This window comes from Microcoleus sp. Aus8_D2, from assembly GCF_036702665.1.
In the GTDB taxonomy this organism is placed as follows: Bacteria; Cyanobacteriota; Cyanobacteriia; order Cyanobacteriales; family Microcoleaceae; genus Microcoleus.
The window spans coordinates 1-26,196 of sequence record NZ_JAUBUN010000052.1 but is presented as its reverse complement, the minus strand read 5'-3'; the positions used below and the strand labels follow the sequence as shown (position 1 = coordinate 26,196).

The 26,196-nt window shown below is 49.1% G+C and carries 24 protein-coding genes and 1 pseudogene; 16 read left to right on the top strand and 9 right to left on the bottom strand.

Going from position 1 to position 26,196, the window contains the following annotated elements:
* Positions 1–100: 100 nt before the first annotated feature.
* On the bottom strand, positions 101–1,048 hold the full coding sequence (locus QUB64_RS28320) for an NAD(P)-dependent alcohol dehydrogenase (protein ID WP_333277080.1): 948 nt from the start codon (positions 1,046–1,048) through the stop codon (positions 101–103).
* 149 nt (positions 1,049–1,197) lie between these two features.
* On the opposite strand from QUB64_RS28320, the gene QUB64_RS28315 reads away from it, so the two are divergent.
* The 4 genes from QUB64_RS28315 to QUB64_RS28300 all read left to right on the top strand — a co-directional run bounded on the left by QUB64_RS28315 (position 1,198) and on the right by QUB64_RS28300 (position 4,392).
* Positions 1,198–1,956, top strand: a complete 759-nt coding sequence (locus QUB64_RS28315) for an SDR family NAD(P)-dependent oxidoreductase (RefSeq protein WP_333277079.1) — start codon at positions 1,198–1,200, stop codon at positions 1,954–1,956.
* Positions 1,957–2,289: 333 nt separating this feature from the next.
* On the top strand, positions 2,290–3,387 hold the full coding sequence (locus tag QUB64_RS28310) for a DJ-1/PfpI/YhbO family deglycase/protease (RefSeq protein WP_333277077.1): 1,098 nt from the start codon (positions 2,290–2,292) through the stop codon (positions 3,385–3,387).
* Between the two features lie 332 nt (positions 3,388–3,719).
* The gene (locus tag QUB64_RS28305; protein ID WP_333277075.1) at positions 3,720–3,980 is read left to right on the top strand and encodes a hypothetical protein; all 261 of its coding nucleotides are present in this window, start codon (positions 3,720–3,722) and stop codon (positions 3,978–3,980) included.
* 46 nt (positions 3,981–4,026) lie between these two features.
* Positions 4,027–4,392, top strand: coding sequence for a hypothetical protein (locus QUB64_RS28300; protein WP_333277073.1), 366 nt, complete (start codon positions 4,027–4,029; stop codon positions 4,390–4,392).
* A 584-nt stretch (positions 4,393–4,976) separates the two neighbouring features.
* Here the strand turns inward: QUB64_RS28300 and QUB64_RS28295 are convergent.
* Positions 4,977–5,210 carry a hypothetical protein gene (locus QUB64_RS28295; RefSeq protein WP_333277071.1) on the bottom strand — a complete coding sequence of 78 codons (234 nt, stop codon included), beginning with the start codon at positions 5,208–5,210 and terminating at the stop codon, positions 4,977–4,979.
* A 1-nt stretch (position 5,211) separates the two neighbouring features.
* Between QUB64_RS28295 and QUB64_RS28290 the strand changes: the two genes are divergently transcribed.
* The 3 genes from QUB64_RS28290 to QUB64_RS28280 all read left to right on the top strand — a co-directional run bounded on the left by QUB64_RS28290 (position 5,212) and on the right by QUB64_RS28280 (position 6,767).
* Positions 5,212–5,403: an S-layer homology domain-containing protein gene (locus tag QUB64_RS28290; RefSeq protein ID WP_333277069.1), complete on the top strand. Its 192-nt coding sequence runs from the start codon at positions 5,212–5,214 to the stop codon at positions 5,401–5,403.
* 260 nt (positions 5,404–5,663) lie between these two features.
* Positions 5,664–5,810, top strand: a complete 147-nt coding sequence (locus QUB64_RS28285; protein WP_333277067.1) for a hypothetical protein — start codon at positions 5,664–5,666, stop codon at positions 5,808–5,810.
* Between the two features lie 252 nt (positions 5,811–6,062).
* Positions 6,063–6,767, top strand: coding sequence for a rhomboid family intramembrane serine protease (locus QUB64_RS28280; RefSeq protein ID WP_333277065.1), 705 nt, complete (start codon positions 6,063–6,065; stop codon positions 6,765–6,767).
* Positions 6,768–6,923: 156 nt separating this feature from the next.
* On the opposite strand, the gene QUB64_RS28275 is transcribed toward QUB64_RS28280, so the two are convergent.
* The 3 genes from QUB64_RS28275 to QUB64_RS28265 form a co-directional block, all read right to left on the bottom strand.
* Positions 6,924–10,100, bottom strand: a complete 3,177-nt coding sequence (locus tag QUB64_RS28275) for a calcium-binding protein (protein ID WP_333394283.1) — start codon at positions 10,098–10,100, stop codon at positions 6,924–6,926.
* 34 nt (positions 10,101–10,134) lie between these two features.
* Positions 10,135–13,482 carry an Ig-like domain-containing protein gene (locus tag QUB64_RS28270; RefSeq protein ID WP_333277059.1) on the bottom strand — a complete coding sequence of 1,116 codons (3,348 nt, stop codon included), beginning with the start codon at positions 13,480–13,482 and terminating at the stop codon, positions 10,135–10,137.
* Between the two features lie 303 nt (positions 13,483–13,785).
* A complete protein-coding gene (locus QUB64_RS28265; RefSeq protein ID WP_333277057.1) occupies positions 13,786–16,038 on the bottom strand; it encodes a recombinase family protein in 2,253 nt (750 codons plus the stop codon).
* A 52-nt stretch (positions 16,039–16,090) separates the two neighbouring features.
* On the opposite strand from QUB64_RS28265, the gene QUB64_RS28260 reads away from it, so the two are divergent.
* Entirely contained in the window at positions 16,091–17,446 is a 1,356-nt protein-coding gene (locus tag QUB64_RS28260) for a proton extrusion protein PcxA (protein ID WP_333277055.1), read from the top strand.
* A gap of 370 nt (positions 17,447–17,816) precedes the next feature.
* Here the strand turns inward: QUB64_RS28260 and rodA are convergent, their stop codons facing one another.
* The gene (gene rodA / locus QUB64_RS28255) at positions 17,817–19,076 is read right to left on the bottom strand and encodes a rod shape-determining protein RodA (protein WP_333277053.1); all 1,260 of its coding nucleotides are present in this window, start codon (positions 19,074–19,076) and stop codon (positions 17,817–17,819) included.
* Positions 19,077–19,520: 444 nt separating this feature from the next.
* Between rodA and QUB64_RS28250 the strand changes: the two genes are divergently transcribed.
* Positions 19,521–19,655: a hypothetical protein gene (locus QUB64_RS28250; RefSeq protein WP_333325799.1), complete on the top strand. Its 135-nt coding sequence runs from the start codon at positions 19,521–19,523 to the stop codon at positions 19,653–19,655.
* 201 nt (positions 19,656–19,856) lie between these two features.
* On the opposite strand, the gene QUB64_RS28245 is transcribed toward QUB64_RS28250, so the two are convergent.
* On the bottom strand, positions 19,857–20,204 hold the full coding sequence (locus QUB64_RS28245; protein WP_333277051.1) for a VOC family protein: 348 nt from the start codon (positions 20,202–20,204) through the stop codon (positions 19,857–19,859).
* A 60-nt stretch (positions 20,205–20,264) separates the two neighbouring features.
* Complete coding sequence (locus tag QUB64_RS28240; RefSeq protein ID WP_333277049.1) at positions 20,265–22,685, bottom strand: tetratricopeptide repeat protein; 2,421 nt, start codon at positions 22,683–22,685, stop codon at positions 20,265–20,267.
* Between the two features lie 215 nt (positions 22,686–22,900).
* Here QUB64_RS28240 and QUB64_RS28235 point away from each other — a divergent pair, with 215 nt between their 5' ends.
* The 7 genes from QUB64_RS28235 to QUB64_RS28205 all read left to right on the top strand — a co-directional run bounded on the left by QUB64_RS28235 (position 22,901) and on the right by QUB64_RS28205 (position 25,881).
* On the top strand, positions 22,901–23,026 hold the full coding sequence (locus QUB64_RS28235; RefSeq protein WP_333277047.1) for an NfeD family protein: 126 nt from the start codon (positions 22,901–22,903) through the stop codon (positions 23,024–23,026).
* 159 nt (positions 23,027–23,185) lie between these two features.
* Positions 23,186–23,368 (top strand): NfeD family protein, encoded by a 183-nt coding sequence (locus QUB64_RS28230; protein WP_333277045.1) that lies wholly within the window; start codon positions 23,186–23,188, stop codon positions 23,366–23,368.
* A gap of 84 nt (positions 23,369–23,452) precedes the next feature.
* Positions 23,453–23,635, top strand: a complete 183-nt coding sequence (locus QUB64_RS28225) for an NfeD family protein (RefSeq protein WP_333277043.1) — start codon at positions 23,453–23,455, stop codon at positions 23,633–23,635.
* 84 nt (positions 23,636–23,719) lie between these two features.
* Positions 23,720–23,899, top strand: a complete 180-nt coding sequence (locus tag QUB64_RS28220; RefSeq protein WP_333277041.1) for a hypothetical protein — start codon at positions 23,720–23,722, stop codon at positions 23,897–23,899.
* 309 nt (positions 23,900–24,208) lie between these two features.
* Positions 24,209–24,604 carry an NfeD family protein gene (locus QUB64_RS28215; RefSeq protein ID WP_333277039.1) on the top strand — a complete coding sequence of 132 codons (396 nt, stop codon included), beginning with the start codon at positions 24,209–24,211 and terminating at the stop codon, positions 24,602–24,604.
* Between the two features lie 130 nt (positions 24,605–24,734).
* Complete coding sequence (locus QUB64_RS28210; protein WP_333277037.1) at positions 24,735–24,923, top strand: NfeD family protein; 189 nt, start codon at positions 24,735–24,737, stop codon at positions 24,921–24,923.
* Between the two features lie 253 nt (positions 24,924–25,176).
* A complete protein-coding gene (locus QUB64_RS28205) occupies positions 25,177–25,881 on the top strand; it encodes a polysaccharide deacetylase family protein (RefSeq protein ID WP_333277035.1) in 705 nt (234 codons plus the stop codon).
* Between the two features lie 30 nt (positions 25,882–25,911).
* Here the strand turns inward: QUB64_RS28205 and QUB64_RS28200 are convergent.
* Positions 25,912–26,196 (bottom strand): annotated as a pseudogene (locus QUB64_RS28200) (hypothetical protein); the annotation flags it as partial.

Here is a 26,196-nt window from a genome sequence, read left to right as displayed (position 1 = left end):
GTTTATTAGTCTTGGGTGCAGGTGGTAGCAGAAATCAGTTTCTGGATTAAGTTCGATCGCTCTTTTGACTTTAAGCCCATTTGGTAGACATGATTTTTTTTTAACTGTCAATGGCGATCGCAATTTTGCCGACAGCGCGGCCTGTTTCGCTGTAGGCGTGGGCTGCTGCTACTTCTGCTAAGCTGTAAGTGCGATCGACAATCGGCTCAACTTTATCGGATTCGATTAACTCCCGCAAAATCCCCAAGTCGGCTGGGTTGGGATTGGCGAGAATAAATTTAGCTTTTTTACCAGGAATAAACCAGCTCGCCAACATCGGTGCGAGGTTGTCGAAACTCGGTAAAGTCGAGATATAAACTCCTTCCGGTTGCAGCACGTTTTCGCATTCAGCAAATGTTTTTGTGCCGACAGCATCCAAGATGATATCATACTTTTGGGGTTGTTGAGTAAACTCAATTTCTGCGTAATCCAGAACAAAATCTGCTCCCAAACTATTGACAAATTCTCGGTTTTTAGCGCTGCAAACTCCGGTTACTTCCGCGTTCATTGCTTTCGCAACTTGCACCGCAAACATCCCGACTCCGCCGGAAGCGCCGTTAATCAATACTTTGTATCCTGCTTTAATTTCACCCAAATCCCGTAGCGCTTGCAAAGCCGTTAAACCTGCGATCGGTACTGCTGCGGCTTCGACATGGGTGATGTTGTGAGGTTTAATTGCTGCACTCGATTCTGGCACGACAGCGTATTCGGCGCAAGCACCGCCAGTTATGGGATTTAAGAATGTATAAACTTCGTCTCCGGGGTGAAATTTGGTAACTTCCGAGCCGACTTCTACGACTACTCCCGAGATGTCGGAACCGACAATTCGAGGAAAGTTAAATCCTGTGAGTAGTTGCAGGTGTCCTTGGCGGATTTTCCAGTCTACGGGATTGACGCTGCTAGCGCGAACTCTGACTAGCAATTCGTTGGATTTGGCGATCGGCTTGTCCAATTCTCGGTACTGCAATTCCTCGGCCCCACCGTAGCGATCGAACGCAACTGCTTTCATGGCGATATTTTAGTTGTATTTTAAGCAGAACCTTTTATCTTCTACAATCATATAGCAGTTCTATTTCGTTTGTGAAGGGGATTTATTTTTTTTATTAACCGCAGAGGGCGCAGAGTACCCAGAGAAAGAGAAAAGATCGAGAGAGAGAAATGATTGATTTAACGGGAAAGGTAATTTTAGTGACGGGCGGCTCGAAAGGGATTGGTGCAGTGACGGTGCGGACTCTTGTTAATGCTGGGGCTGAGGTGATTTTGCATTACTGTCGCAGTCAGCAAGCGGCGGAATCGGTAACAGCAAGTGTCGCGGGCGATCGCTGTTATTTATTAGCAGCAGATTTGATGTCACCACAGGTGGCGGCAAGTTTGTGGCAAGATGCTGTAAAATGGCGCGGTCATATTGATATTTTAGTTAATAATGCTGGCATCATGCAGTCGGCTGGTATCGAGGACGATTTCGATCTTTGGTCGTCGGTTTGGGAGCAAACTCTACAAGTTAATTTAGTTGCGGTTGCTGACTTGTGCCGGGAAGCGATTCTGCATTTTAAAACTCGCAATGGCGGTACGATTATTAATATAGCAAGTCGCGCTGCTTTTCGCGGTGATGACCCGAATTATCTGCACTACGCCGCATCAAAAGGTGCGATTGTTTCTTTGACTCGCAGCATTGCGAGAGGATTCGCTGCTGATAATATTTTGGCTTTTACTGTGGCGCCGGGATTTGTGAGTACGGAAATGTCTAATCAGTTTATTCAGGAGTGCGGCGAAGCACAGATTGTGCGCGATATCCCGATCGGCAAAATCGCCCCTCCTCAAGATGTCGCTAACGTTATCGCCTTTCTAGCATCGGGTTTGGCCGCGCACGCTACCGGAACAACGATCGACATTAACGGCGCTTCTTACGTCCATTGAGGCTATTGGCGATGTACTCAAACCATCAAAAAAATCTGGCAAAAATAATTAGGACGCTGCTGTGAGCAGCGTCCTAAAATTTGATTGATATCATGTCCTGTCGATTACCATAACAAAAACGGAACGCACGTGCGGACTTCAGTCCGCATAATGCTGCGGACTGAAGTCCGCACTACAAACCAATCTGTAGCGCGCGGCTAACACATATCTACCTACCTCCAAAGACTCACATAGCACCTTTTCTCACCAACCAATTTATAACCTTAGCCAGACGCTAAAACAGCCACAAATAAATTAACTTTATAGAAAATGCTACCTTAAGGGAAACTGATTATGACAGCAGATAACGGAGCCAAAAGCAAGCGAGTTGCCATACTCATCGAAAATGGAGTTGAAGATTCCGAATTTCTAGTTCCTTACAACGGCTTAAAACAAGCAGGATTTGATGTAGTTGTCCTCGGTTCCCGCACTAACGAAAAATATGCAGGGAAAAATGGTAAAGTTGCCCAGCAAGCTGACGGAACTACCACCGAATCATTAGCAGAAGAATTCGATGCAGTCGTAATTCCCGGCGGTATGGCTCCCGATACAATGCGCACAAACCCGAATACAGTGCGGTTTGTCAAAGAAGCGATGGAGCAAGGAAAAATAGTCGCTGCTGTTTGTCACGGGCCGCAAGTTTTGATTGAAGCCGACGTGCTGAAAGGCAAAAATGCGACTGGTTTCTTAGCAATTAAAACCGACATGATCAATGCCGGAGCTAACTACATTAACGAAGCTTTAGTAGTTGACGGTAACTTGATTACTTCCCGCCAACCGGGAGATTTAGGCATATTTACCACTGCAATTCTAGCCCGCCTCGGTTACGGCGGCAAAGCAGTGGGTTTACCCGAAGAAACCGACGCCAGTGCAGAATGGTGGAAACTAGCTAATGGTTGGGGCGGCTCCACACAAGGCGACATTGTTAAAGGTTTGAATACCGCCCTCGCAGGGGAACGCTATGCTTGCGAAGCCTTTCAACATTATGCGGAAAAAACCGGAGATAGCGATTTGCGATCGCTCCTTGCAGAAATCATCCAAAATAAACAGCAACACATCCTCGCTCTCGAAAACCGCCTCAACGATTTCGGCGAAAAACCCTCAATTCCCGCCCAAATTGCTGACAAATACGCTAAATTAAAAGCCTCGATGCAAGGAACCGATGAAACCTTCTTGCTGCGGAGCACTCTCGGCGATTTGCAAACAGGTGTTGTCGATATCAACAACCTGCGGGCGAAGTTCACAGATCCGGTATCAACTGACATTTTTACAGAGATAGAAGCGGATTTGTCCAAGTGCGAGCAAGTCGTTGCTAAACTCTTCCGCGCCCGTGCAGTTTCGCAAGAAATTCAGGCGCCAAAACCTTCGACTAGCCCCGCTGTCAAAATGTAATCGGTAGGTGGATTAACAAGTTTGTAGTTGTGCCCAGGGGTGAAAACCCCCACCAAGAGTGCAACTACAAATTTGCTATGTAATACCATTTTTACTCTCATCATGCAACAGTATTCGTAGGGTGCGTCGCACGAGAACAATCCCTAAATTTAATCTACTTGTCGAATAGCTCCGCACCTTACACATTGGGTGGATGAAACCAACCCAATAATTATATTGTAGCAAGATTTTTTATCGACTGTATAATAATAAAATATACGCCTTTGCGGTCAAATAAAACCCAAGCTTAAAAAGCCGACATCTAGTAACTGCAAGGTGCAGAGTTTTATTTAATGGGTGCTATTTTTTGGTCAGCAGGACATGGCGGGTTTGAAGGCGGCGTACGGGATTCTGGGGCGATCGCATTTGGTACAACCGAAGCACAGGAAATGATCCTAACTCGCGATTTAGTAGTAGCCGAATTGCAGCAGCGAGGCCTAACAACTTTCTCCGTGCCCGATACTCTAAGTTTAGTAGAAACTATCGCTTGGATTAACAACCGCTTTCAACCGGGGGATGTAGCAGTAGAAATGCACGCCGACTCTTTGGAGTAGTATTCGTGCGGGCGATCGATTTGCGCGATCGCGAAATTTCCGTAACTTGGGATCAGACTACAAAATCAGTATCGCGGCGCGATCGCGCCGCGATATCCTCTCACGCGTAGGAAAAATTATGGGGCGCGGTTTAACTACCACCCAACAAATCACAGTATATCTCACCAAAACTAACAGCAAAGCCCTGGGAGTATTTCCCAATTTACCTCAAATGTATGTCCAAGAAGCAGCAGCAGAAGGCGTCAACCACCACCTAGCTTTTTGCCAAATGTGTTTAGAAACAAACTATCTCAACTTTGGCGGTGCAGTCAAAGCAGAACAATTTAAATTGACCGACATGGGAATCATCAGCCCCACAAATTCCGGCATCTCATTCCCCGAATCCCGAACAGGAATTAGAGCGAAAATTTAGCACCTAAAAGCTTACGCCAGTACCGAACAAATCAAGCAACCTTTAGTTAAAGAAAACGTGCGTTTTCGCTTTGTCAAGCGCGGCATCGCCCCCACCGTCAACGAACTTGCAGGTCGCTGGAATCCCGCTCCATTATACTGACAAAAAATCATCAATATCATCCGGCTTTTGTAAGAAAATGCCAGTTTGTTATCAGCGCCGCCACCGAAGTTTGCAGGTTTGATCGTTCGGACTTCAGTCCTCTCATTAACTTCGGTGCGCAGTCAGGACTCCAGTCCTTCCTCTAACTTTTAGTCAATCAGGAAGGACTCGCATTCCGAACGATCGAACCTGCTTGTAGCCCTAGGGTGCGGAGCCATCAAAAATCTCTGTATCAAAATTCACAATCTCATCGATCCGCACCAACACCCCTGGTCTTCTAATACCATTTATCTCAATTCTTATACTATTGAGCAAAAATCGTGCTACAAACAAATGGTTGGTTTGCTTTTTTAAACCCGATGTGTAAGGTGCGTCCCCAGGATATTTGCGATTGAATCCAAGAGATTAAATATGGCGACGCACCCTACGAAAAAACACAAGCTTTACTTCCTGCTTCCTTTATCATTCTCCCTGATTCCTTCGTGTCCTTCGCGTCTTCGCGGTTCGTCCTGATTCCTTCTTTCTTCCTGATTCCTGATTCCTTCGTGTCCTTCGCGTCTTCGCGGTTCGTCCTGATTCCTTCTTTCTTCCTGATTCCTGATTCCTTCGTGTCCTTCGCGTCTTCGCGGTTCGTCCTGATTCCTGATTCCTGATTCCTGATTCCTGATTCTTATCACAATGGTTTCCAGCACAAATCGCTTCTTGGACATTCAAAATCATTGGGCAAAAATATTCATTGACGGCTTAGTAGAACGGGCGGTAATCGGCGGTTTTCCCGATCGCACTTTTCGCCCCAACAGCAACCTCACCCGCGCCCAATTTGCCGCCATCGTCAGCAAAGCCTTTTCCGTACCAGACAAACGCCCTTAGATTCGCTTTATCGACATTCCCGCCACCCACTGGGTCGCCGCCGCCATTGAAACAGCATATAAAAGAGGATTTATCTAGGAACAGGGATTTACGCTTTGTGCGCGGTGAGTATAATTGCCGTAGAAAGTGTAGGAATTTTCATAGAAATAGCAGCATAAAATATCATGCCCCCTCAAACAACCACAAAAATATAGGTTTGATCGTTCGGAATGCGAGTCCGCATAAAAGTCCGAACGATCAAACACTTTCTCTTAGCAAAGATGAACGCAACAGCAGCCAAGCCCCTCTTCCTTCTGACTAATGATATCAAGTCCGGTCGATCGATCGCGATCGATCGACCGGGGCGGGTTTTTGAGATTGTCAATTATTGGCGAGTATTGTTGGCTCACGGGCCCCTACCATATTAATGGTAATCGACCGGACATGATATGACTAATGACTAATAACTAATAACTAATGACGGCCCGACGGCCCGACTAGAGGACTACTGACTACTGACTACTGACTACTGACTACTGACTAGAGGACTACTGACTAGAGGACTACTGTCACAGGTCAACTGTCAACTGTCAACTGACTTCTTCCTTTAGATAGGAGACACCTTGGGTATAAATGCGTTATCGTATTGCCAATATTTTGATGTTGAGGAAAAAAAAGCTGTGGTTCCCTTACGCGATGACAATCCCACCAGTATCACTCCCTACGTCACCTTCGGGCTGATTGCTGCAAACGTATTAGTATTTTTGTACGAACTCAGTTTACCCGATCGCCAATTAACGCAATTTTTCTACTCTTGGGCGGTCGTTCCTTGCCAGTTAAGCAATATGTGTCGGGTGTCTCTGCCAGTTTCGCCATTTCCCGAATGGACGACGCTAATTAGCTCGCAATTCCTGCACGCAGGCTTTCTCCACGTTGCCGGAAATATGTTATTTTTGTGGATTTTTGGTAACAACGTAGAAGACCGTTTAGGACACGTCAAATTTTTAATATTTTACCTTACTTGCGGCGTTTTAGCATCACTAACTCAGTGGTTTTTTTCCTCATCATCGGCTATTCCGTCCCTGGGCGCTAGCGGCGCGATCGCAGGCGTCATGGGAGCATACATTCTCAGATATCCCCAAGCCAAAGTTCTTACTCTACTACCTTTGGGCATTTTTATTACCACAGTCAGAGTCCCGGCTTTCTTCTTTCTAGGATTTTGGTTTGCACAGCAAGCATTGAGCGGCCTGGCTTCCTTGAATGCCCCGGCAAGTGTGGGCATGGAATCCGGGGGAGTTGCCTACTGGGCCCACGCCGGTGGCTTTGTTTTCGGTGCGATTCTCGCCCCTTTATTGGGACTTTTTTATGATGAAAATCAGATTTAACTGTTCGTAGTGAGGACTTTAGTCCTCGGATTTATGCGACTAAAGTCCTCACTACGAACCTTGATTGCGGTTTGACCGTTCGGAATGCAAGTCCTCGGATTTATGCGGACTAAAGTCCTCACTACGAACCTTGATTTTGGTGCGTGCAGGAATGTCCTAGATAAAGGTGAAGTCAAATCCCGAAAGAGAAGAAACTCCTGTTACACCATTTAACTTGGCTAGAATGCGAGAATCGTTGCCGGCGAGGTTATTGCCATTGCCGTCATAAATGATGTATGTATTGCCGCCAGAATCGTAGGCAAACAAGAATGCACTTCCTCCCAAAATATTTGCAGAAACAGTTGTCTGCACGTTCAGCAGAACTTGGGTGCTACTGCCCAAATTTGGGAATCCGGGGGCAAAATTAAACTGATCGGCGATCGGCACACCGAGACCGGTAAAATCAGTAATCACATCGTATCCGCCTGCGGCGATCGCAGCATTGATGGCCGCCGAAGAAGCCGCATCAAAGGCCAGCCCACCATCCGCAGGACTGGTATAGCGGAATTGATTGCTGCCGCCGCCGCCCGTCATGGTATCTGCACCCAGGCCGCCTACGAGCACATCGTTATCCAAACCGCCGTTCATCGTATCGTTGCCGCCTTGGCCGTCAACAGTATCTGCCCCTGCAAAACCGTTCAAATTATCTGGCAAAGAGCCCCCAACCAACCTGTTAGGCCCGCTATCAGCCGGCAAGATTGAAACGGCGATCGTACCTGTGCCCGGAAGTGTCCCGAATCCGTCGCTGACGCTGTAGGTGAAAGTAGTTGTACCCGCTACGTTGCCGGGGATGAACTGCACCTGAGTGCCCAGATTCACAGCTATGCCCAGTGTCGGCGTGCCGACATTGATAATGCTGAGCGGCCCTTTTTGTGGGCTGGAATCGTTGGCGAGTACGTCGATGAAGGTGGGCAGCAAATTATTCGTATTCGTAAATACGATGCCGTCATCGGCAGCCACCGGCGCCAGCGTCGTCGGAAGGGTTGAGGACGCATCGAAAGAGTTGATGTTAATCGCCACTGAGGCTGCTGCTGTGCCTCCTTGGTCGTCCGCTACGCTGTAGCTGAACGAACCAGCTTGCCCGATTACATCAGTTTTTGGTTGGAATTGCAGGCCGAGTAATTCCTGAACAGTCAGTTTTTGGTTGATCGCAACAGGAGTCGTACCGACTACTACTTGACCGAAATTCGGATTGGGTACTCCGATAATCCCGATCGACAGTGGCTGGCCCTCCGGGTCGCTAGGTGCCGAAATACTCAGAGACAGAGGCGAATTCTGCAAAGCTGTCAGCGTTTTACCAGTTTCGACGATCGGGAGTTCGTTAGGAGTCGGAGTGGTAAAACTCGGCGGCACCGGCCCCCCACCGAAAGGCGGAGGAGTTGGAGTTGTAGCAGTTGGAGTCGGGACTATAGAAGAACTCGGACTCGGACTCGGAGTTGTCCCCGGTGATGGACTCGGACTCGGAACCTGTGTCGGCAATGTTCCAGTCGTTGTCCCAGTCGTTGTCCCAGTTGTTGTCCCAGTCGTTGAGCCAGTCGTTGTCCCAGTTGTTGAGCCAGTTGTTGTCCCAGTCGTTGTCCCAGTTGTTGAGCCAGTCGTTGAGCCAGTCGTTGTCCCCGTCGTTGAGCCAGTCGTTGAGCCAGTCGTTGAGCCCGTCGTTGTCCCCGTCGTTGAGCCAGTCGTTGAGCCAGTCGTTGAGCCAGTCGTTGTCCCAGTTGTTGAGCCAGTCGTTGTCCCCGTCGTTGTCCCCGTCGTTGTCGAAGGTCTTGTTCCCGTGGTTGTTCCCGTGGTTGTTCCCGTGGTTGTTCCCGTGGTTGTTCCCGTGGTTGTTCCCGTGGTTGTTCCCGTGGTTGTTCCCGTGGTTGTCGAAGGTTTTGTTCCCGTCGTTGTCCCAGTCGTTGTTCCCGTCGTTGTTCCCGTCGTTGTCGTTGTCGTTGTCCCCGTCGTTGTCGTTGTCGTTGTCCCAGTCGTTGTCCCAGTCGTTGTTGAAGGACTTGTCCCCTGAATAGTAAAGGGATTGTCTTGTACGCGCGGTATTTGAGCTGTAGTGAACCTAGATTCATCTAGCGAACTAGGTCGCACATCAAGCAACACTGCCAAAAATTCGCCAGTTTGCTTGTCCTGAATAATCGTGTTGCTGGAATTCGAGCCTTGACCCTGGAAGATGTTTAACTGTGTAAAGTTGAGACCTCCAGCCAGACCGATCGAATCTCCAGCCTTAAAATCTCTGATTAAATCAGCATCACCGATATCCCGGCCGCCAGTAGTCAGAAACCCGTTACTAGAAACCGACGTGCCCACCCTACCGAGAACAAAGATATCCGAACCATCGGCTCCTGTCAGAGTATCAGACCCGCGATCGCCCGTAAGAATATCATCCCCAGCATCTCCAGACAGAGCATCATTGCCATCTCCTCCAAATAGCAGGTCATCACCCTCGCCACCCTCACCAGTATCGTTACCAAGACCGCCGCTGATAACATCCCCGCCGTCGGCGCCCAAAAGAATATCATTGCCAGCAGCGCCGATCAGGCAGTCGTTACCCGTGTCGCCAGAAACAGTGTCATTGCCCTTGTCCCCAAAAATCAGGTCGTCTTCGCCACCTCCGCGCAGACAGTCATTGCCTTTACCGCCGTACAGCGTATCGTTGCCTTCCAAACCCAAGACAACATCATTACCCTGGTCGCCAAAAGCTACATCGTCGCCCAGTTCGCCAGAAACCAAGTCATCGCCTTTGCCGCCCCGCGCCGTGTCATTGCCGCGCCCGCCCTCAACGATATCTTTACCAGCGCCACCGTTGAGAGAATCGTTACCGTCATCGCCCCTGATGATATCGTCCCCGTCCCGACCCAGAAGCGTGTCGTCACCGCCGCGCCCGGAAATCGTGTCATTGAACAAGCTGCCAATTAAATAGTTATTCCCGTCATTGGCGACAACTACACCATCGACAAACAGCGGCTGTGGGGGAGGCGTGGGTACAGTCGTAATTGGTCTAACCACGGGTACGATCGAAATCGCCGTTGTACCGGTAGACGACGTAGTTGTACCGGGCGACGACGTAGTTGTACCGGGCGACGACGTAGTTGTACCGGGCGACGACGTAGTTGTACCCGTAGACGACGTAGTTGTACCCGTAGACGACGTAGTTGTACCCGTAGACGACGTAGTTGTACCCGTAGACGACGCCACAGGCGAGGGCACGGTGCCGATAATATCCGTAATATTGCCCCTCTCATCCCGAAACAGGAATGGAGGCTCTCCTCTGAGAAATTCTGGTGGTACTGCACTGGCCATGGTTCCGACTCCTTGCGACGCTACTCAAAAACTACTAAATAAACTTAAAGTCAGAGGCAGTAATGACGGTGCTCAGAGCTCCCGGCACTGTAGGAATAGAATTCAACACTGCCAAATCGAAAGCTGGGAGACTGTCGTCTGCCACATTCGGGTCAAAGCCGAGAACGTACTGGTTAAAAGTATTGTTCAGGTACACGAAGAAAGCTCCTGTTTTGCTCGAACCGTTTTGATTCTTCAACACTGCATTGACTGCTTGAGCGTTGTCAAATTTAGATTCAAACAAAATCACTTCTTGCTTGCTGATGTTGTCGCCGCCGCTGCCGATATTCCTGACGATAAAACTGGTGAAATCGTTAGTAGTTCCCGAGTTGGTTAAACCGGCGAAATTTGACGACCTGAACAAGAATCTGTCGGTGCCGGTGCCATTGGCGTTAAAGTCAGCAATGATATCCACACCTTCACTCGGAGTTTCGTAGTAGAAGAAATCATTACCAGCATCGCCGGTCAGCAAGTCTGAACCGATCCCGCCTCCCAAAATATCATTGCCCGCACCGCCGGAAAGCGAGTCATTGTCATCGCCACCCAATACCAAGTCGTTGCCGAAGGCGCCGCTGAGACAGTCGCTGCCGGCACCGCCATCTACAGTGTCGTCGCCCGCTTCGCCCAACAGGGAGTCGCTGCCGCCCTCGCCCAAAATGTAGTCGTTGCCCGCACCTCCGAGTCCGGTGTCGCTGCCTTCTCCACCCAAAATCGTGTCTTCGCTGTCGCCGCCGGAGAGGGAATCGTTATTGATACCGCCGTCGAGCAAGTCTCTGCCGATGCTGCCGTCGAGGATGTCGTCGCCTGCACCGCCTTCGATCGAGTCGTCACCAATTCCACCCAATAATGTGTCGGTGCCGGTGCCTCCAAGTATCGAGTCCTCGCCGGCTTCTCCCAATATCGAGTCATTGCCGGTGCCGCCGTCAATGGTGTCGCCGTTGTCACCGCCGCCTAGGATGTCATTGTCATTGCCGCCGAACATCAGGTCGTTGCCCAGTCCGCCTATCAGCGAGTCTATGCCGTCTTCGCCGTTGAGGGTGTCGTTGCCCAGTCCGCCGTCCATGGTGTCGTTGCCGATCGAACCCAGCAGCGAGTCGTTGCCTGCTTCGCCGAATTCGAGGTCGTCGCCGCCCCTGCCGTCGATGATGTCGTTGCCGTCGCCCCCAGAGAGGGTATCGTTGCCGGCACCGCCGATGATGTAGTCGCTGAGGTTGCTGCCTGTAAAGGTGCTGGCCGGAAGTGCGGTGCGATCGACAATATTATCTACCACCGTAATGCTGAAGGATGCCGGCCCGAGCGTTGAAGACCCGTCGGAGGCTGTAAACGTGAAACTGTCGCTGCCGCCTGATGCCAGCAAGTTGTATTTGACGATGTTGTTGTTGATATCGTCTTGGGTGAATTTGCCGCCGACGTTGAGAAAAGTGGAGCCCCTTTGCACAAAACCTCTAGTAGCGTCGGGGGCTTTGGTAATCGTGTAAACAATTTCCGATGGCGTATTGTCGGGATCTGTTACCAACAAATCGGCGGCGGTGATTGTCTGAGTAGGAGCACTTTTGGCAACTACCACACCATCGTTAATTACTAGCTGTGGCGGGTTGCTGACATTGATAGTTACTGTCGCCTGAGCAGTGCCGCGGTTGCCGTCTGAGATCGAGTAGCTGAAGCTGTCAGAACCAGAGAAGCCAGCATTCGGGGTGTATTTGAAGTCGCCACCGCCCAAGGGAGTCAGACTTCCTTTCGCTGTTGGGGTAAAAGTCGTAACAGTCAGAGGGTTCTTGTCCGCATCGGTGTCGTTCAACAGAACGTTGAAAGTGAGAGCTTGACCTGAAACCGTGGTGAAGTTGTCGTTAACTGCTACTGGAAGTTGATTGATTGGCGAGGGAGTTGGACTCGGCGTCGGACTTGATGTCGGCGTCGGGAATATCGGCGTCGGACTTGATGTCGGCGTCGGGAATATCGGCGTTGGACTTGATGTCGGCGTCGGGAATATCGGACTCGGACTCGGACTAGGCGTCGGAGTCGGAGTCGGTGTCGGAGAAGGAGTCGGAGTCGGCGTCGGCGTCGGTTCGGGCGTCGGAGTCGGCGTTGGAGAAGGAGTCGGCGTGGGCAGGGGCAGCGGGGTGGCGCTGCCTGGTACTGTGGGGGCAATTACAAATGAGCTGCGTCCCAGGGTTCTGCTGTCTACTCCGGGCAATACTGCTAAAAAGTCGCCACTGACGCCGTTGCGAATAATCGTGCTGCCGGCTTTGCTGTCTGTGCTTTGGAAGATTACCAAATCTTCAAACTTGAGGTCGCCACTCAGCCCGATCGCATCTTCGCCTTGGCGAAAATCTGTGAAAATGTCAGCATCGGCGATATCGGGGCCGCCTGTGGTGAGAAATGCCGGGTTAGTGCCGTTGCTGCTGCCGCTGGGGGAACTGAAGGCACCGATGACGAAGACATCTCTACCTTCGCCTCCTGCCACTATGTCTTTGCCTGCTTCGCCCCAAAGCACGTCGTTGCCAGCACCGCCGTCCACGATGTCCTCCCCGGCACCGCCGAACACGATGTCGTCGCCGTCGCCGGCAAAAATTGTGTCTGCGCCGGCGTTTCCGTAGAGCCAGTCGCCTCCTTCGTTCCCAAATAGCAAGTCTTCGCCGTCGCCGCCGAAGAGCGAGTCGTTACCTTGGTCGCCCCACAGGATATCGTCCCCTCGATCGCCCAACAAGCTGTCGTCGCTCGAGCCGCCGCGCAAGCTGTCGCTGCCTTTGCCCCCGTAAGCCGTGTCTTTGCCTTCGCCTCCGATTACCGTATCGTTGCCATCATTGCCGTACAGCAGGTCGGGGTTATTTCCCCCGTCGAGGGAGTCGCTGCCTTTGCCTCCGTACAGGGTATCGAGTCCTGAACCGCCGTCGAGCACGTCGTTGCCTGGCCCGCCGTACAGTACGTCGTCATCATCGTTGCCAAATAATAAATCGTCGCCACCGGCTCCTTGCAGGTTGTCGTTGCCTTGCAGCCCGGAAATCACGTCCGGCCCGGGACTCCCAACTAACGAGTCGTTGGTTTCCGTGCCCCGGAGCACGCCCCCGATGATTGAGGGTACGGTACCTTTGCCTCCGCCCAATGTGTCGTCTATGCCGCCAAATGTGTCGTCGGAGGGAGTGGGAGTCGGAGTGGGAGTCGGGGTTGGAGTTGGCGTCGGGGTTGGAGTTGGCGTCGGAGTTGGCTCTGGAGTTGGCGTCGGAGTTGGCTCTGGAGTTGGCGTCGGAGTTGGCTCTGGAGTTGGCGTCGGCCCGATCGTTTCGTCACCGAGGTTGAATATCGGCCCATTTCCGAGAAATTCTGGTGGTACTGCACTGGGCATTATTTTGGCTCCTTTAAACGATGATCCCGATTAACTTTAAGAACTGATTAGTATCAGTTTGTCGCCACAAATCTGGCTTATTATTGATTAATAATCCCGCTCATTTCTAACATACTAAATCAAAATTGCCAGGGCTATAGATATTTTTTAACTCCGGCATCTTTTTCGCTAAAAATATTAATGATTGCAGGTTTTGATGACTGTTTTGGGTATACTTTAATATCGCAACATTTCGCTCGAAGCTAAAAGTCGGGCTGCGAGTCAGCCCCAATTATTTTTCCATACAGGAAAAATTAAAATCTTTCATTCATAATTTTTATTTCCTGCTGCCGAAGGCCGAAAGCCTGATGCTGACTGCTGACAAGAAACAGAGCTGTTAATTAGAGGCAGAAGCGGCCCGGTTTGCTCTTGTCCGTTGACAGCTAGTTCGCTGTGACAAAGGTAAAGCAGGGAACAACGACTTAACAAATCTACCAGAATTCGCCGCAGCCGCTGTTGGTCGGCCGCCGTTTCGTCTGCGGTTTCCCAGGGACGCCCCAGTTGCGATCGCACGAATAAGCGAGCACCAAACAAAGTCGCCGCACCGCCACTCAGCCACAGGGGCGAGCCGGCATCCAGCCAAAAGTGCCATTTGTGGGCGCGGCGGCTGCTGCGGTACTGGAAAATGTTGGCGAGGGTGACGGCTCGGGCTTCTGGGCCTTCGGAACGGACTGGAAACGGGTTGGCGGTGACGGTTCCTTGGCGCAACAACTGGATGAACCGGGCGATCGTTTCTGAGTCGCCGCCGTTGGTTGGTTCTACTCGCTGCATTCGCCCGTGTATTTCCCAGTAGTGGGCGGCCGTTTCCATTAACTCGCGCAGGGCTGCTAGCCGATCGTACGCCTGGTATCTGTCGGAAATCAGAAATTTCTGGATCGCTCGATCGAGCAGGGCAATTGGACTCGGCAACAGCCGCTCTTGCTGTTGCGACCGCTGTTCTTCGATCCACTCGACAATTTGCTCGTAGGCCAAAGCCGCTCGGTGTCCCAGTCTGTCCCACCGGGGAAAGGCAGTAATTGACAGCAGTTGAGGTCGATCGAGATCTGGACAAAAACAGTGATCGGCGATTAAACCTGCTCTCACTGGGTCGATCGATTTGAGATTTTGGATTTGAGATTTTAGATTGAAAGTGGGGTTAGAGTCTTCAGGTTCCAGTTCCCGCTCTTTCTGGCTTCCCAAGACTACCAGCATTTCGGCTACTGCGTCTCGATCGACTAAACGGCCTAGTCCAGGATAAACTAACGCCAGCAGAGTCAGCAAAGCTCGAATCTCTGGCGTCGTCGATAGGGGACGCTGATCGTTGAGGGATTCGGCGGCGATACCATCTCGGGCGAGAATTTCCGTTAAACTGTAACGGGCGATCGCATCCATCCCTGGAGCAATTACGGCTATTTCCTGCGGTTCCACGGCTTTTGACTTCACCGCATCCACGATGATTTCGGCGGTTTCTCTGAGCAGTTGCGCCCGGTTCGTGGTTTCGAGCGAGCGAACCGATCCGGGCAAACTCAACCCTAAAGGATAAAAAGCCTCAGAATTCACTGCCAAATTTACCGCCAACTCCCCAATCTCTGGCGCTAAACCCGCTTTTGCGTCCAAATTTTCCACGCTTCGGCACCGGCTTTCGAGTCGGGCGAGGTATTCCGTGTCAGCCCCCAAACCCAAACGCACTCCTCCATCGCGATTGTAGGAAAATGCCCCCACTGCACCAGAATCGAGCATTCGATCGAACAAATAGCCGCTGATGGCCGGATAATCGTCAACATCGTCGGCGATCGCAGCTTGGTATCGAGAGGCCAACTGCTGCTGGTAAGTGGCATTTGGCAACAAATAGCGCCAGTAGAGTTCGCAAATAATCCCGTAAGTCAGCAGCCCCCGCGTCAAGCACCATTCCCGCCATCTTTCCAGCAACTCTCCCATGCTAGTCCACAGGCTATTCGAGCCGCCCTCGCCAGCAAATCCCTGTTCGAGAATGCTCTTAATCTCTTCTCTCGGCGTACCGCTGACAGCAGCAAGTTGTAATAAGTCTAGAGTTCGACGCACCATTCGGTTTGGACTTACCCCTGTTTGTTGCAAAATCCCTTCGTCTAATTCGCGACGCCAGAGTCTCGCTGCAAGTTCCAATTCTGTTTCAGGTTGCAGCCTCAGGGGAAATTGAACCCTCAAATCCAGCGACTCAACCAGCAGCGGCCAAAATAGCAATACCTCCTGTTCAAAAAAACCGAAGGGTGTTGTGGAGTGAAAGGCATATTTTCCTTGGGTAGCTACGGCGATGCGATCGGCTAATTCCAGCCGGTTGTCCCCGTTAGCTGCTAAGACTAAAATTGCTGGGGCTGTTTGTCCCGCCCGCCGCCACCCGGAACGCCCGCGGCTTGAAACGTTTGCGGGCAAAGGCTTGACAGTTTTGCTCCACAGGCAGAACTGCTCGACTAAGCGAGCGGTTTTGCCACTGCGGGCGCCTCCTACAATCCAAATAGAATCTGCGGAAACGGTTCCTAATTTATGTAAATTTGTTACCATACCATGAATACTTTAATGACTAATGTCTGCTACTAACTAATCGGCTCCAGCTATGAATACTTCTCTGTGGAACAGGTTTGTAAAATATCTCTACAGCGCTAACCAGTGGTATAGAGAAACGCCTGAAAGGGCACTAGAACAGGCCTATGATGCTGCGCTAGCAATTAAGGCGATCGAAGATGAGCATTTTGGCGGCCAAGGAATCTCCGAGCGATCGGGAGATTACGGACATAGCACCCTGTCTTACTTTAAATCCGAACTGCAAAAATACCTCAAGGTCATCCAAACCAGAATGGTTGAGTTTAATGCTAGCCGTTCTTTTTTGGAATTGCCAGATCGGGTGGGCGCCAAACCGCAGGCGGGGCACAGCGCGGCTCCCCACCACCACGGATTAGATTTCGACAACAAAGATCGATCGTCCCTGGTATTCGAGAAGCTAGAGTTTATTGATGGAGTCATTGACAAGTATATTAATAATAGTAAATCAACTGCCATTGTCCCACTTGTCAGTTCGGTAAACGTGCAGGTAAAATCTACAAGCAGTTCTCAACCTGACGCCAATAAAGGATTAGCTAATGGTAATCAAACTCATGGGGAGGTTGACACTAGCTCTGAAGAGGTAAATTTATTACCCCGATCGCTTTTGGGAACTTTGAATCGAATTACTAAAGAGTTAGATCCAGAAGCGGAAAAAGACGTAGTTAGAAATTTCCGAAATTCCAAAGTAAAAACAGTTATTTCTCTGAGATTTATTTTACTTTTGATTTTAGTTCCCCTGCTGACAAATCAAATTGCCAAAAACTTTATAGTCGGGCCAGTAATTGACCACTTTCGAGTCAAGCAAAATGCTCCCGTATTCATCAATGTTGACCTGGAAGAAGAAGCCTTCAAAGAACTGGAGAGATTTGAGCAGCACCTCAAATTTCAAACGTTAATTGGCACGGCTCCGTCGCTTTCTTCAGATGAAAAAGAAAAGAAGGTTGCCGAGAAAGCAGTTGAGCTAGCGGAGGAATACCGCAAAGAAAGCGGTGGAGCAATTAAAAATATTTTTGCCGATTTAATTTCCGTGATTGCCTTTGCCGCGATTCTCGTCACTAACAAGAAAGAGATTGAAGTTTTAAAGTCTTTCATGGATGACGTAGTTTATGGACTCAGCGACAGTGCTAAGGCTTTCGTAATTATTTTGTTTACGGATGTGTTTGTGGGATTCCACTCGCCGCACGGTTGGGAAATAATTCTCGAAGGTGTATCGAGGCATTTGGGACTGCCAGAAAATAGGCAGTTTATATTTCTGTTCATTGCGACTTTTCCAGTGATCTTGGATACGGTATTTAAGTATTGGATATTCCGCTATTTAAACCGGAGTTCGCCTTCGGCGGTTGCTACTTACAAGAATATGAATGAGTAATCTGCTCATATCTAATTTTGTCAAATAACCTTAACAGGTTTGTAGTGGGGAATGCAAGTCCTCAAAAAATATCAAGACTAATACTAAATGCGGGTTGGCTACCCACTTTACGATCTCAGAGACGTAGGGTGCGTCGCCACGAATAATTCTCGCCCTCAACCAGGCTGCCAGCGAGCGACGCACCCTACAATTTATAACGGGGATGAATAACAAAGGAGGTGGTATTAAGTCCGAACGATCAAACCTGTTATGACGTTTGATCGTTCGGACTTCACTCCTCAAAAAATATCAGGACGCGAGCGTCCGAACGATCAAACCTATTATGACGTTTGATCGTTCGGACGCTCGCGTCCTCAAAAAATATCATCCGCTAATTCCAACGCTTCTTGCGCTGTCGCTGGTTCGCCACCGACTCCACCAGCCCCAGTCCGAGAAAATTACTCAGCAGCGACGCATTCCCGTAACTGAGGAAAGGTAGCGGAATCCCCGTAACCGGCGCTAAGCCGATGTTCATCCCAATATTTACGAATACCTGAAAAATTAACATTGACAGTACGCCGATCGCCAGCAAGGAACCAAAATTATCGTTAGCTGTTTGAGCGATCGTCACCAACCGGAAACAAATGATCCAAAACACCAACAGCACGCAAATGCAGCCAATAAAGCCCAATTCTTCGCCAATCGCTGAAAAGATAAAGTCCGTATGCTGTTCGGGAATAAAGTTAAGCTGAGTTTGGGTTCCGTGAAACAAACCCCTGCCTTTGAGTTCCCCGGCCCCGATCGCAATCCGAGATTGAATCAAGTGATATCCGCTGCCTAAAGGGTCTTTCTCGGGGTTCAAAAACCCTGTCAGCCGCATTTTTTGATAATCCTTCAGCACGCCCCAAAATACGTGTCCGACGTGTCCCGACACCACATTCACCAGCACAGCACCGAAAGTCCCCAGCCAAGGCCAAGGTAGGCTTCGCCAAGCGATAATACCCGCAACGACTACCCAGCCTATCCAAATCGGTGTGGACACGTTATTGAGGAGAACTGAGAATAAAGGAGAGAACAGCAATATCAGCCAGCCTGGATTGACATTACCCCAGTAAAACATCCCCATTGTGATCGCGCCAAACACCAGCGAAGTACCTAAATTTGGTTCCGCAAAGACCAATCCCCAGGGTACGGCCATAATCGCCAGCATTCTCAACATATCGCGCACAGTCGGGACAGTCTTCTCGTGCAGGAGAGCTGCTAAGGTGATGATCATCCCTACTTTGGCAAATTCTGACGGTTGCAGGTAAAAGCCACCGATATTGATCCACCGCTGGGCACCGAGCCCTGTAGTACCGATAAACCGCACTGCAATCAGCGACAAATTAATTAATATATAAATCGGCCATTTCCACTGAAGCAGTATTTGGTAGCGACAGCGGGAAATGATGATGGCGAGGAACAAACCGACTCCGCCTGTTACCCAGTGCCGCCACCAGTCGATCAGCCCCTGGTTGATTTCGACACTGCGAATCATGATTCCGCCGAAGATGGTGAGGCCGATGCAGGCTGCAAACAGCCAAGGATCTGCTTCTTCCCAGGGTTTGAAGATCGATGTCCAGCGGTTTCTGACTTGTATTCTTTGGAACATGAGAATTTTAGATTTTAGATTTTAGATTTTAGATTATCGAGCCGATTTTCGGAAGTTGTGGATATATTTCGGATTCGTGGCCTGCACTGTACTGTGGGAGCATTGGTGTCAGTATGTCACTTTATTCTGCCACTTGTACGGAGGTTCCGGGCAGTGTGCCACGAGCTCACAGTGCCCGCAGGTATCCTCAGCTTACGCACTCCTGCACCAAGAAACCGGGTTGTTCAGTCTGATTGAGGGTGGACATCTCGTGTATTGGGGGCGAAAAGCCGCTTGCTGTCGGCAATTTATACCATTTTTAGTCCTGGCGCACTCCTTTGTCAGAAACCGGGTTTTTTTACGAAAATCCTGGGTTGTTACCAACAGATTAGGTAAAAAACCCGGTTTCTTTGGCCTTAATGCGTCCTGGACTACATTTTGACAAAAGATTGCTAAATAATAGTTGTGTTTGTTTATCAAACCATTGCGATCGGGTGCGTCGCTGTTAAATTGTCGATCGGTAGTTCGGGCTTGTTCGTGGCGACACACCCTACAACTACTACTGTTTCTGCCCACAACTTAGCAATGAGAATTAAATAACTTACACAACAACAATTAAAATTTTAAGTTATTTAATTTGCGATCCTTAGTGAATCGCACGATCGACAAAATCTGATACTCCTGGACGTACAAGCAGTCATAAATCTGGGTTTTTTACCAAAATCCTTGGTTATGGTCACAAATTAGATAAAAACCCCGGTTTCTCTGGTTCTAATACGTCCAGAAGTGGACTAATCAACTTCAGACAGGTTCGTAAAGGTACTCAAAACCGTTACCGTCGGGGTCTCTGCCGTAAAAAGACGCTGTACCGTCGCGGTGTTCGTGAATCTGGGTGACGGAAACACCTTCAGCTTTAAGCTGTTGGTAGGCGGATTCCATTTCGGTGCGATCGTCAAATACGAACCCAAAATGCGGCCCTGCTTGGTCATAACTCGGACTCAACAGCGCCAGTCCGTCCTCTCCTGCTTTCAAATAAGCCCAGTCTGCATCTTTCCAGACTAACTCCATGCCCAAATTTAGGTAGAACTCAGCAGACTTTTCTATGTCTTGCACGCAGACAGCTACGTGTCCCAATCGTTTTAGTTTCATGTCTACAAATTTTACTGTTGTGGTTTACTTGATTGTATCTTTTTTCTCATTTTTTGAGAATTAATTAGGTATTTTTTCTGGATTTTTGAGCGCGGATAATTGTACTTTTTCTACTTGTTTGCTGGCGTCCATTTCGCTGAACAGTTGAATGGCGCGGTCAAAATTTTCTTGGGCTGGCTCGATGTTACCGAGTTTTTGTTCTGTCAGCGCTAGTTGATAGTAAGCTTCGGCTCGGTCTAATTTCGCGCTGGGTAGATCGAGTATTTCTATGGCTTCTGCATGGTACTGCATCGCTTGTTCAAATTCTCCTCGTTCTCGGTACAGCGCGGCTATACCGCTGAGAGCTTTGGCTTTGACGGTGCTGTACAGGTTTTCGTCGGTTTGGGCGATCGCCTGACTGTACAAGCTCAAAGCTTTTTCTGGCTCTCCCAGGTTTTTATAGGTGGTGGCTAGAAACACTAACTTGTATCCCGTACCCACCAACTGACTCTCTTCGCGATCGGCATAAAGTTTTTCGGCGAGATCCTCCGCTGCTTTTTTGACTCCGACACAGGAGTTGAGAAAAGCTAAGCCGACATCGATAGAATAACTGTTAATCCCGATAATCCCGATTTCCTCCCGCGATTTTTTCATCTTGACAAATATCTCCAGAGCTGGTTCTAATTCCAGCATTTCTATTTGGCAAAACCCTATATTGATGGCAGCGTTAAGTTTCCAAAATTCTAGATTAGCTTGTTTGCAGTTTTCCGGTTCGCTACTTTTTGCTATATTTTGCAAACATTTAGTTGCTTTTATTTCCGATATTTGGTGACATTCTATGGCTTGATTAATATCGCCTAATATCCGGTAAGAAACGCCTAAAATACTGTAAAGACCGCTCAAATAATAGTCAGAAGTAACATTGTTGACGATGCGAGTAGTTGCTGAAATTATTGGCTGCAAGAAACCTAATTTGTACAGCGCTCGGCCGAGCTTGTAATCTTTGGCAAACTGGATATTGATTTTTTTGAGGATGACGCTAGCGGCCTGCTCGAAAGAGCTAATTGCTACGTAATGATAGTACGCTTCAAAAGCTTTCAGGGCATCTTCTACTGTCTCGATAGTCTCTACGCTTTCAGTCCAAAACTCCGCTGCTTTGCGGTTGGCTGTCTCCCAGTCTGCGGGCGAGAGCCGATCGACTGCTTCTTCCCGAATTGCTGGATGCAGCCAGTATTCGCCTTTCTGAGACTCGACTAGCGATCGGTGCAACAGCGATTTAATGATTTGTCTGCGTCCGGCTTCGGGCACATCCCAGAGCAAACACAAAAGTCCGTCAGTGGGGACTGTGCGCACGTCTTGATAGCGGTAACAGCCCAAACGGCAAAGGAGTTGATAGGCTTCGGGATCGAGTTCGAGGAGGCGGTTGAATTGACTGGTAACTAAATTTTTTAAGTCGGTTTCCACCAGCGGATCGTCGCTGTTTTCACGCCAGTAGGCTGCCATATCTCCGTCAAAATCTTCTCGGATTGTCCCCCAAAGAATGCCCATTGCTTTGGCATTGCCGCCGTAAACTTTGTGCATTTCCTGGAGGGCGATCGCATCTATGTTGATGTTGCGATCGCCAAAATACTGCTGCCAAGTTTCCACCTCCAATCCCGGAAGCAGGTAGTGTTCGACGGTTACGTCAGAGTCGCAAAGTCGATCGCGACTGGTAATCAGCGTTATCGACTGCACCGCCGCGTCAGCCAAAACTCGCAACAGTTCGACGTAAAGCCGGTGGGGTTCAATAAACTTACCTTGTCCGTCGAGGGCTGCTTCCAAATTGTCAATCAAGACGCCGACTTTGAGAGTCTGAAGTTGCCGCTTCAGGCGCCCGAGGGTGACGCCAAAGTCGGGCCCGGGTTCTTCCTGAAAGTCTTGCTTGAGCCATTCTTCGATCGCACTCTCTAAGGCTGTGAGGTTTTCTGTCTCTTTTGCCATCAATAGTTCAATTACGCGATCGAACCCTTGAGATTTCAGATACTGTCGGGCTAAAGTCGTTTTGCCCATACCGCCGGCACTTTGGATCACAATCACTTTAGCGCCTTGGGCTACCAGAGTATTCAGATCCTCGATCGCCCCAAACCGGCCCAAAAAGTTCGGGTTTTCGATTTCCAACTCCGAATCTAGTCCGAGATGTGCTTGCGCCGGAACAATTTGCCCCGACTGCGGTTCTAGTTTCGAGTAGCTGCGCCAATACCGCTCTACTACAGCTTGCAGGTTGTCTCTTTTAACTTTTTCGCCTGCTCCAAATAAGGCTGAAAGCCGCTTCCACAAATTAGAGGCAGCATCCTTAACAGTCCCTACTCCATATCCTTCACTTTCTGCAACCTGTTGGTACGTCCTGCCTTGCACCCCGATCCATGCTTCGCGAAAGATAGCGCTGTCAAGGTTGTCGAGAGTTTTCAGGTTTCGAGCCACAAGTAACGAGTTAGTAAAATCCAGTGCTTGATCCGCTTCCATTGAGTCACCAGGTTTAGCGTTACCTATTATCAAACAACTCTAACAGACTTTTTCCGACTCGCTTACGGGCTCAAACAGCCGACTTATAAGGACTTTTGCCGACTGACACAGCCGAGGTTGACCAGCGAGACTGTTGAGTGTGGAGGGGAAGTTGACAGACAAGCTTCTGACATCCGCACAAATCAAGTCGAACTTACATTCAGGAGCAAGCTGCTATGTCTATTAACACTGATGAAAAGGCGATCGTCGATGAAGAAATCCGCCCTCAAGAGTCCGGCCGGGTGCGCTTTCAAAGCACTTGGTGGCCTGCAAAATGCGATCCTCTTCGAGGGCTCCGCTAACGAGACATAACTTTTGTACCTGGGGATGTGGTTCGTGTTGTCGGCATTGACAACATTACCTTGATTGTCGCAGCCTAGCTGGCGATGGAGTAACGACCCTAGCCATCAGTTTTTTGCATCTCAAAGTTCAGTCAAACTTATAATCAGGAGCCAGCAATCATGACTTTTGACAATTCCGAAAAAGCGATCGTCGATGAAGCAATTCGCCCTCAAGAGTCCGGCCGCGTGCGCTTCCAAAACAGTTGGTGGCCTGCCAAGTGCGAACAAGAGATGACTTTTCAACCGGGTGACGTGGTTCGCGTCATCGGAATTGAGAACATTACTCTGATTGTTGCAGCCTAGCTGCCGATCGAGCCAGCTAATCGAGCTATCAAGTTTTTGCCTCTCAAGCGCATCCGAGAAATCAGCACTCAGGAGTCCCAAGTTATGAGTCTCAACCATTTGAAAAAAGCCGTCGTAGAAGAAGAAATCCGTCCCGGCCAATCCGGCCGGGTGCGCTTTCAGAGCACTTGGTGGCCTGCCAAGTGCGATCTAGACATAACTTTGAAACCCGGTGCAGTGGTTCGCGTCCTGGCACTTGAGAACGTGACTCTGATAGTTGAAGCGTAGTTGGGAATTAGGGATTTACCGAGTCTGGTTATAAGTTTATCGCATTTGAAGATTACGAAGAATTTGAAATTGGGAGCCAAAAATATGACTGTCAGCCATTTGGAAAGAGCGATCGTAGAAGCAGAAATTCGGCCCGATCAATGCGGCAGCGTGCGCTTCCAAAGAAGTTGGTTGCCGGCTCCGTGCGATCGATCCTCTTCTAGGGTTCCGCTAACGACAAATAACGTTGAAACCCGGTGCTGTGGTTCGCGTCCTGAGACTTGACAATATTACTCTGGTAGTTGAAGCTTAGTTCGGAAAAACTCTGAGGTGTGGAGTGGTCAGTCGATTTTAGATTTTAGATTTTAGATTTTAGATTTACACTCTCATTAAATCTGAGAGATTGAAAGTCAGTCTAAAATTCAGGAATCTCCAAGACTTAAGTTGAGGGTTTGTATCGGTTTGAATAAGGGAAGATTTAAGTTCCAGCTTGCAATTGTGGAATAAAAAATCTGAGATTTGAATCAAACTGGAAAAGCGAGAGCTTTTTGCCTCCACAAGTTAAACACAACCTATCTTCAGGAGCCATCCGCCATGTCTACTAACTATGTCGAAGAAGCAAGCTTTATGGAAGAAGAAGGCATCTTAGCTTTCGCTGATGAGGAACAAGTCGGCGCTGTTAGTCAAACAAAAGCAGCCGTCAGCAGTGCGGACAATTCCAGCACTGAGGTAGCAGAAGAGACGGCTGCTGGTGAAGAAAAACCCGCTCTCGGCGATGCAGAAACAGCCCATACCCATGTAGCGCCAAAAGATATCGCCCCAGACCAAAAAGCGATCGTCGAAGAAGAAATTCGTCCGGGAGAATCTGGTCGCGTCCGCTTTCAAAGTAGTTGGTGGCCTGCAACATCTGACCAAGAAATTACTTTTAAACCCGGAGACGCGGTTCGAGTCATCGCTATTGACAATGTGACTCTGATTGTGGAAGGGTAATTGCAAAGCATCTGTCTGTGGGGAGTTATCAAACGGCAGTTATGTAGAAGGCAGAATTTAAATCTTTCGGTATCAGCATAAACTGTTCGCCTTCAAAACTGAAGCCAACCCATTTTTAGGAGCCGCAATCATGTTTTTTGACTATTTTGAAGAAGCCATCGTTGCAGAAGAAATTCGATCGGGCGAATGCGGCCGCGTCCGCTTCCAATGTAGTTGGTGGCCCGCTAAGTGCGATAAAGGCATAACTTTTAAACCCGGGGAATTGGTTTATGTGGTAGGAATTGACAAGATTACTTTGTTGGTGGAGGGTATAGCTTGAAATGCGGGAATTTGCGATCGCGCTGTCGCCATCTAGGTGGCTCTCTCTTCAAATCACTTCACGCGCGATCGCACTTTTCACCTGTATTCTCTTCCATCTTCTAGCGTTGAACCTCAACAACAGGTATGCGCCGGCACTATTGCCGGCGTTTTTTTGCAGACTTCACAAGGGCGATCGAGGTTATAATTGAGCAGCAAATTGTGGTAATCTGACAGCAATCCACTTTAATGCTCGATCGAGCTTCCATCCAGCTATGCGAATCGGTAAAAATTTACCAAAGTTTCTGCTGTTCACGATAGCATTCTTTTTTGCAGCATCGTTGCTGATTAACGTTACTAAGTTTCACAATTATTTCGGCATCAACCGTGCCGATACCGAAACAAAAGTTATTGCTCTCACCTACGACGACGGCCCCTATCCTCCCTATACAAATCAGCTTTTAGATATCTTAGACCGCTATCGAGTTAAAGCGACTTTTTTTGAAATCGGCCGCAATATTGAGAAACATCCCGAAATTGTGAAAATGATTGTGGCGAGGGGAGATGAGTTGGCAAACCATTCCTACTCTCACAAAGATATGATGTTTAAACCCCGGGAATATTTGCTCTCGGAGATTGAAAAAACTGACAAACTTTTGCGCGATTATGGGGTGAAGCAGGACAGTATCAATTTTCGCCCGCCTTGGGGGCGGAGATTTGTAGTTTTGTCTTATTTGCTCGCCCAAATGCACAAAAAACTGATTATGTGGGATGTGGATTCTCAAGATTATGAGAAAACTCACACGGTAGATGATATCGCAAATCGGGTGATTGATAATGTGCGATCGGGTTCGATTGTGGTGATGCACGACGGCGGAGGCGATCGCTCGAAAACCATAGCAGCAACTGAGATAATTGTCAAGTCTTTGCAGTCAAAAGGTTACGCATTTAAGACTGTTTCTGAGCTGTTGAAAAAATAGATCGAAAAAAAGTAGGGTTTGGAGTGTAGACTAAGACCGTATTTCTGATTTCCAACGAGCCATCAGTCCAACGGTAATCACCATCATTCCCAGCATCAATCCACCCGCCAACCCATAAGTTGTACCTAAGCCCGCCCATTGACTCAAAGGTTGACTCACAAACGGTGAAATAAATTGACCTAGAAAAAAACTGGTAGTAAGTCCGCCCAGAATTCGCCCCCGCAACACAGCCGGAGTCGATGAGGTCAAACACACATTCATATTCGGCATTAGTAACCCGACACCTAAACCAGCGATCGCCAAACCAATCAAAAC

Excerpts from the sequence above, each read along its gene's own strand:
- QUB64_RS28290 (WP_333277069.1), top strand. The coding sequence starts at position 5,212 with ATGGTTTCCAGCACAAATCGCTTCTTGGACATTCAAAATCATTGGGCA.
- QUB64_RS28320 (WP_333277080.1), bottom strand. The coding sequence starts at position 1,048 with ATGAAAGCAGTTGCGTTCGATCGCTACGGTGGGGCCGAGGAATTGCAG.
- QUB64_RS28240 (WP_333277049.1), bottom strand. The coding sequence starts at position 22,685 with ATGGAAGCGGATCAAGCACTGGATTTTACTAACTCGTTACTTGTGGCT.
- QUB64_RS28215 (WP_333277039.1), top strand. The coding sequence starts at position 24,209 with ATGTCTACTAACTATGTCGAAGAAGCAAGCTTTATGGAAGAAGAAGGC.
- QUB64_RS28230 (WP_333277045.1), top strand. The coding sequence starts at position 23,186 with ATGACTTTTGACAATTCCGAAAAAGCGATCGTCGATGAAGCAATTCGC.
- QUB64_RS28260 (WP_333277055.1), top strand. The coding sequence starts at position 16,091 with ATGAATACTTCTCTGTGGAACAGGTTTGTAAAATATCTCTACAGCGCT.
- QUB64_RS28210 (WP_333277037.1), top strand. The coding sequence starts at position 24,735 with ATGTTTTTTGACTATTTTGAAGAAGCCATCGTTGCAGAAGAAATTCGA.
- QUB64_RS28205 (WP_333277035.1), top strand. The coding sequence starts at position 25,177 with ATGCGAATCGGTAAAAATTTACCAAAGTTTCTGCTGTTCACGATAGCA.
- QUB64_RS28310 (WP_333277077.1), top strand. The coding sequence starts at position 2,290 with ATGACAGCAGATAACGGAGCCAAAAGCAAGCGAGTTGCCATACTCATC.
- QUB64_RS28225 (WP_333277043.1), top strand. The coding sequence starts at position 23,453 with ATGAGTCTCAACCATTTGAAAAAAGCCGTCGTAGAAGAAGAAATCCGT.
- QUB64_RS28235 (WP_333277047.1), top strand. The coding sequence starts at position 22,901 with ATGTCTATTAACACTGATGAAAAGGCGATCGTCGATGAAGAAATCCGC.
- QUB64_RS28305 (WP_333277075.1), top strand. The coding sequence starts at position 3,720 with ATGGGTGCTATTTTTTGGTCAGCAGGACATGGCGGGTTTGAAGGCGGC.
- QUB64_RS28315 (WP_333277079.1), top strand. The coding sequence starts at position 1,198 with ATGATTGATTTAACGGGAAAGGTAATTTTAGTGACGGGCGGCTCGAAA.
- QUB64_RS28275 (WP_333394283.1), bottom strand. The coding sequence starts at position 10,100 with ATGGCCAGTGCAGTACCACCAGAATTTCTCAGAGGAGAGCCTCCATTC.
- QUB64_RS28265 (WP_333277057.1), bottom strand. The coding sequence starts at position 16,038 with ATGGTAACAAATTTACATAAATTAGGAACCGTTTCCGCAGATTCTATT.
- QUB64_RS28245 (WP_333277051.1), bottom strand. The coding sequence starts at position 20,204 with ATGAAACTAAAACGATTGGGACACGTAGCTGTCTGCGTGCAAGACATA.
- rodA (WP_333277053.1), bottom strand. The coding sequence starts at position 19,076 with ATGTTCCAAAGAATACAAGTCAGAAACCGCTGGACATCGATCTTCAAA.
- QUB64_RS28220 (WP_333277041.1), top strand. The coding sequence starts at position 23,720 with ATGACTGTCAGCCATTTGGAAAGAGCGATCGTAGAAGCAGAAATTCGG.
- QUB64_RS28285 (WP_333277067.1), top strand. The coding sequence starts at position 5,664 with ATGAACGCAACAGCAGCCAAGCCCCTCTTCCTTCTGACTAATGATATC.
- QUB64_RS28270 (WP_333277059.1), bottom strand. The coding sequence starts at position 13,482 with ATGCCCAGTGCAGTACCACCAGAATTTCTCGGAAATGGGCCGATATTC.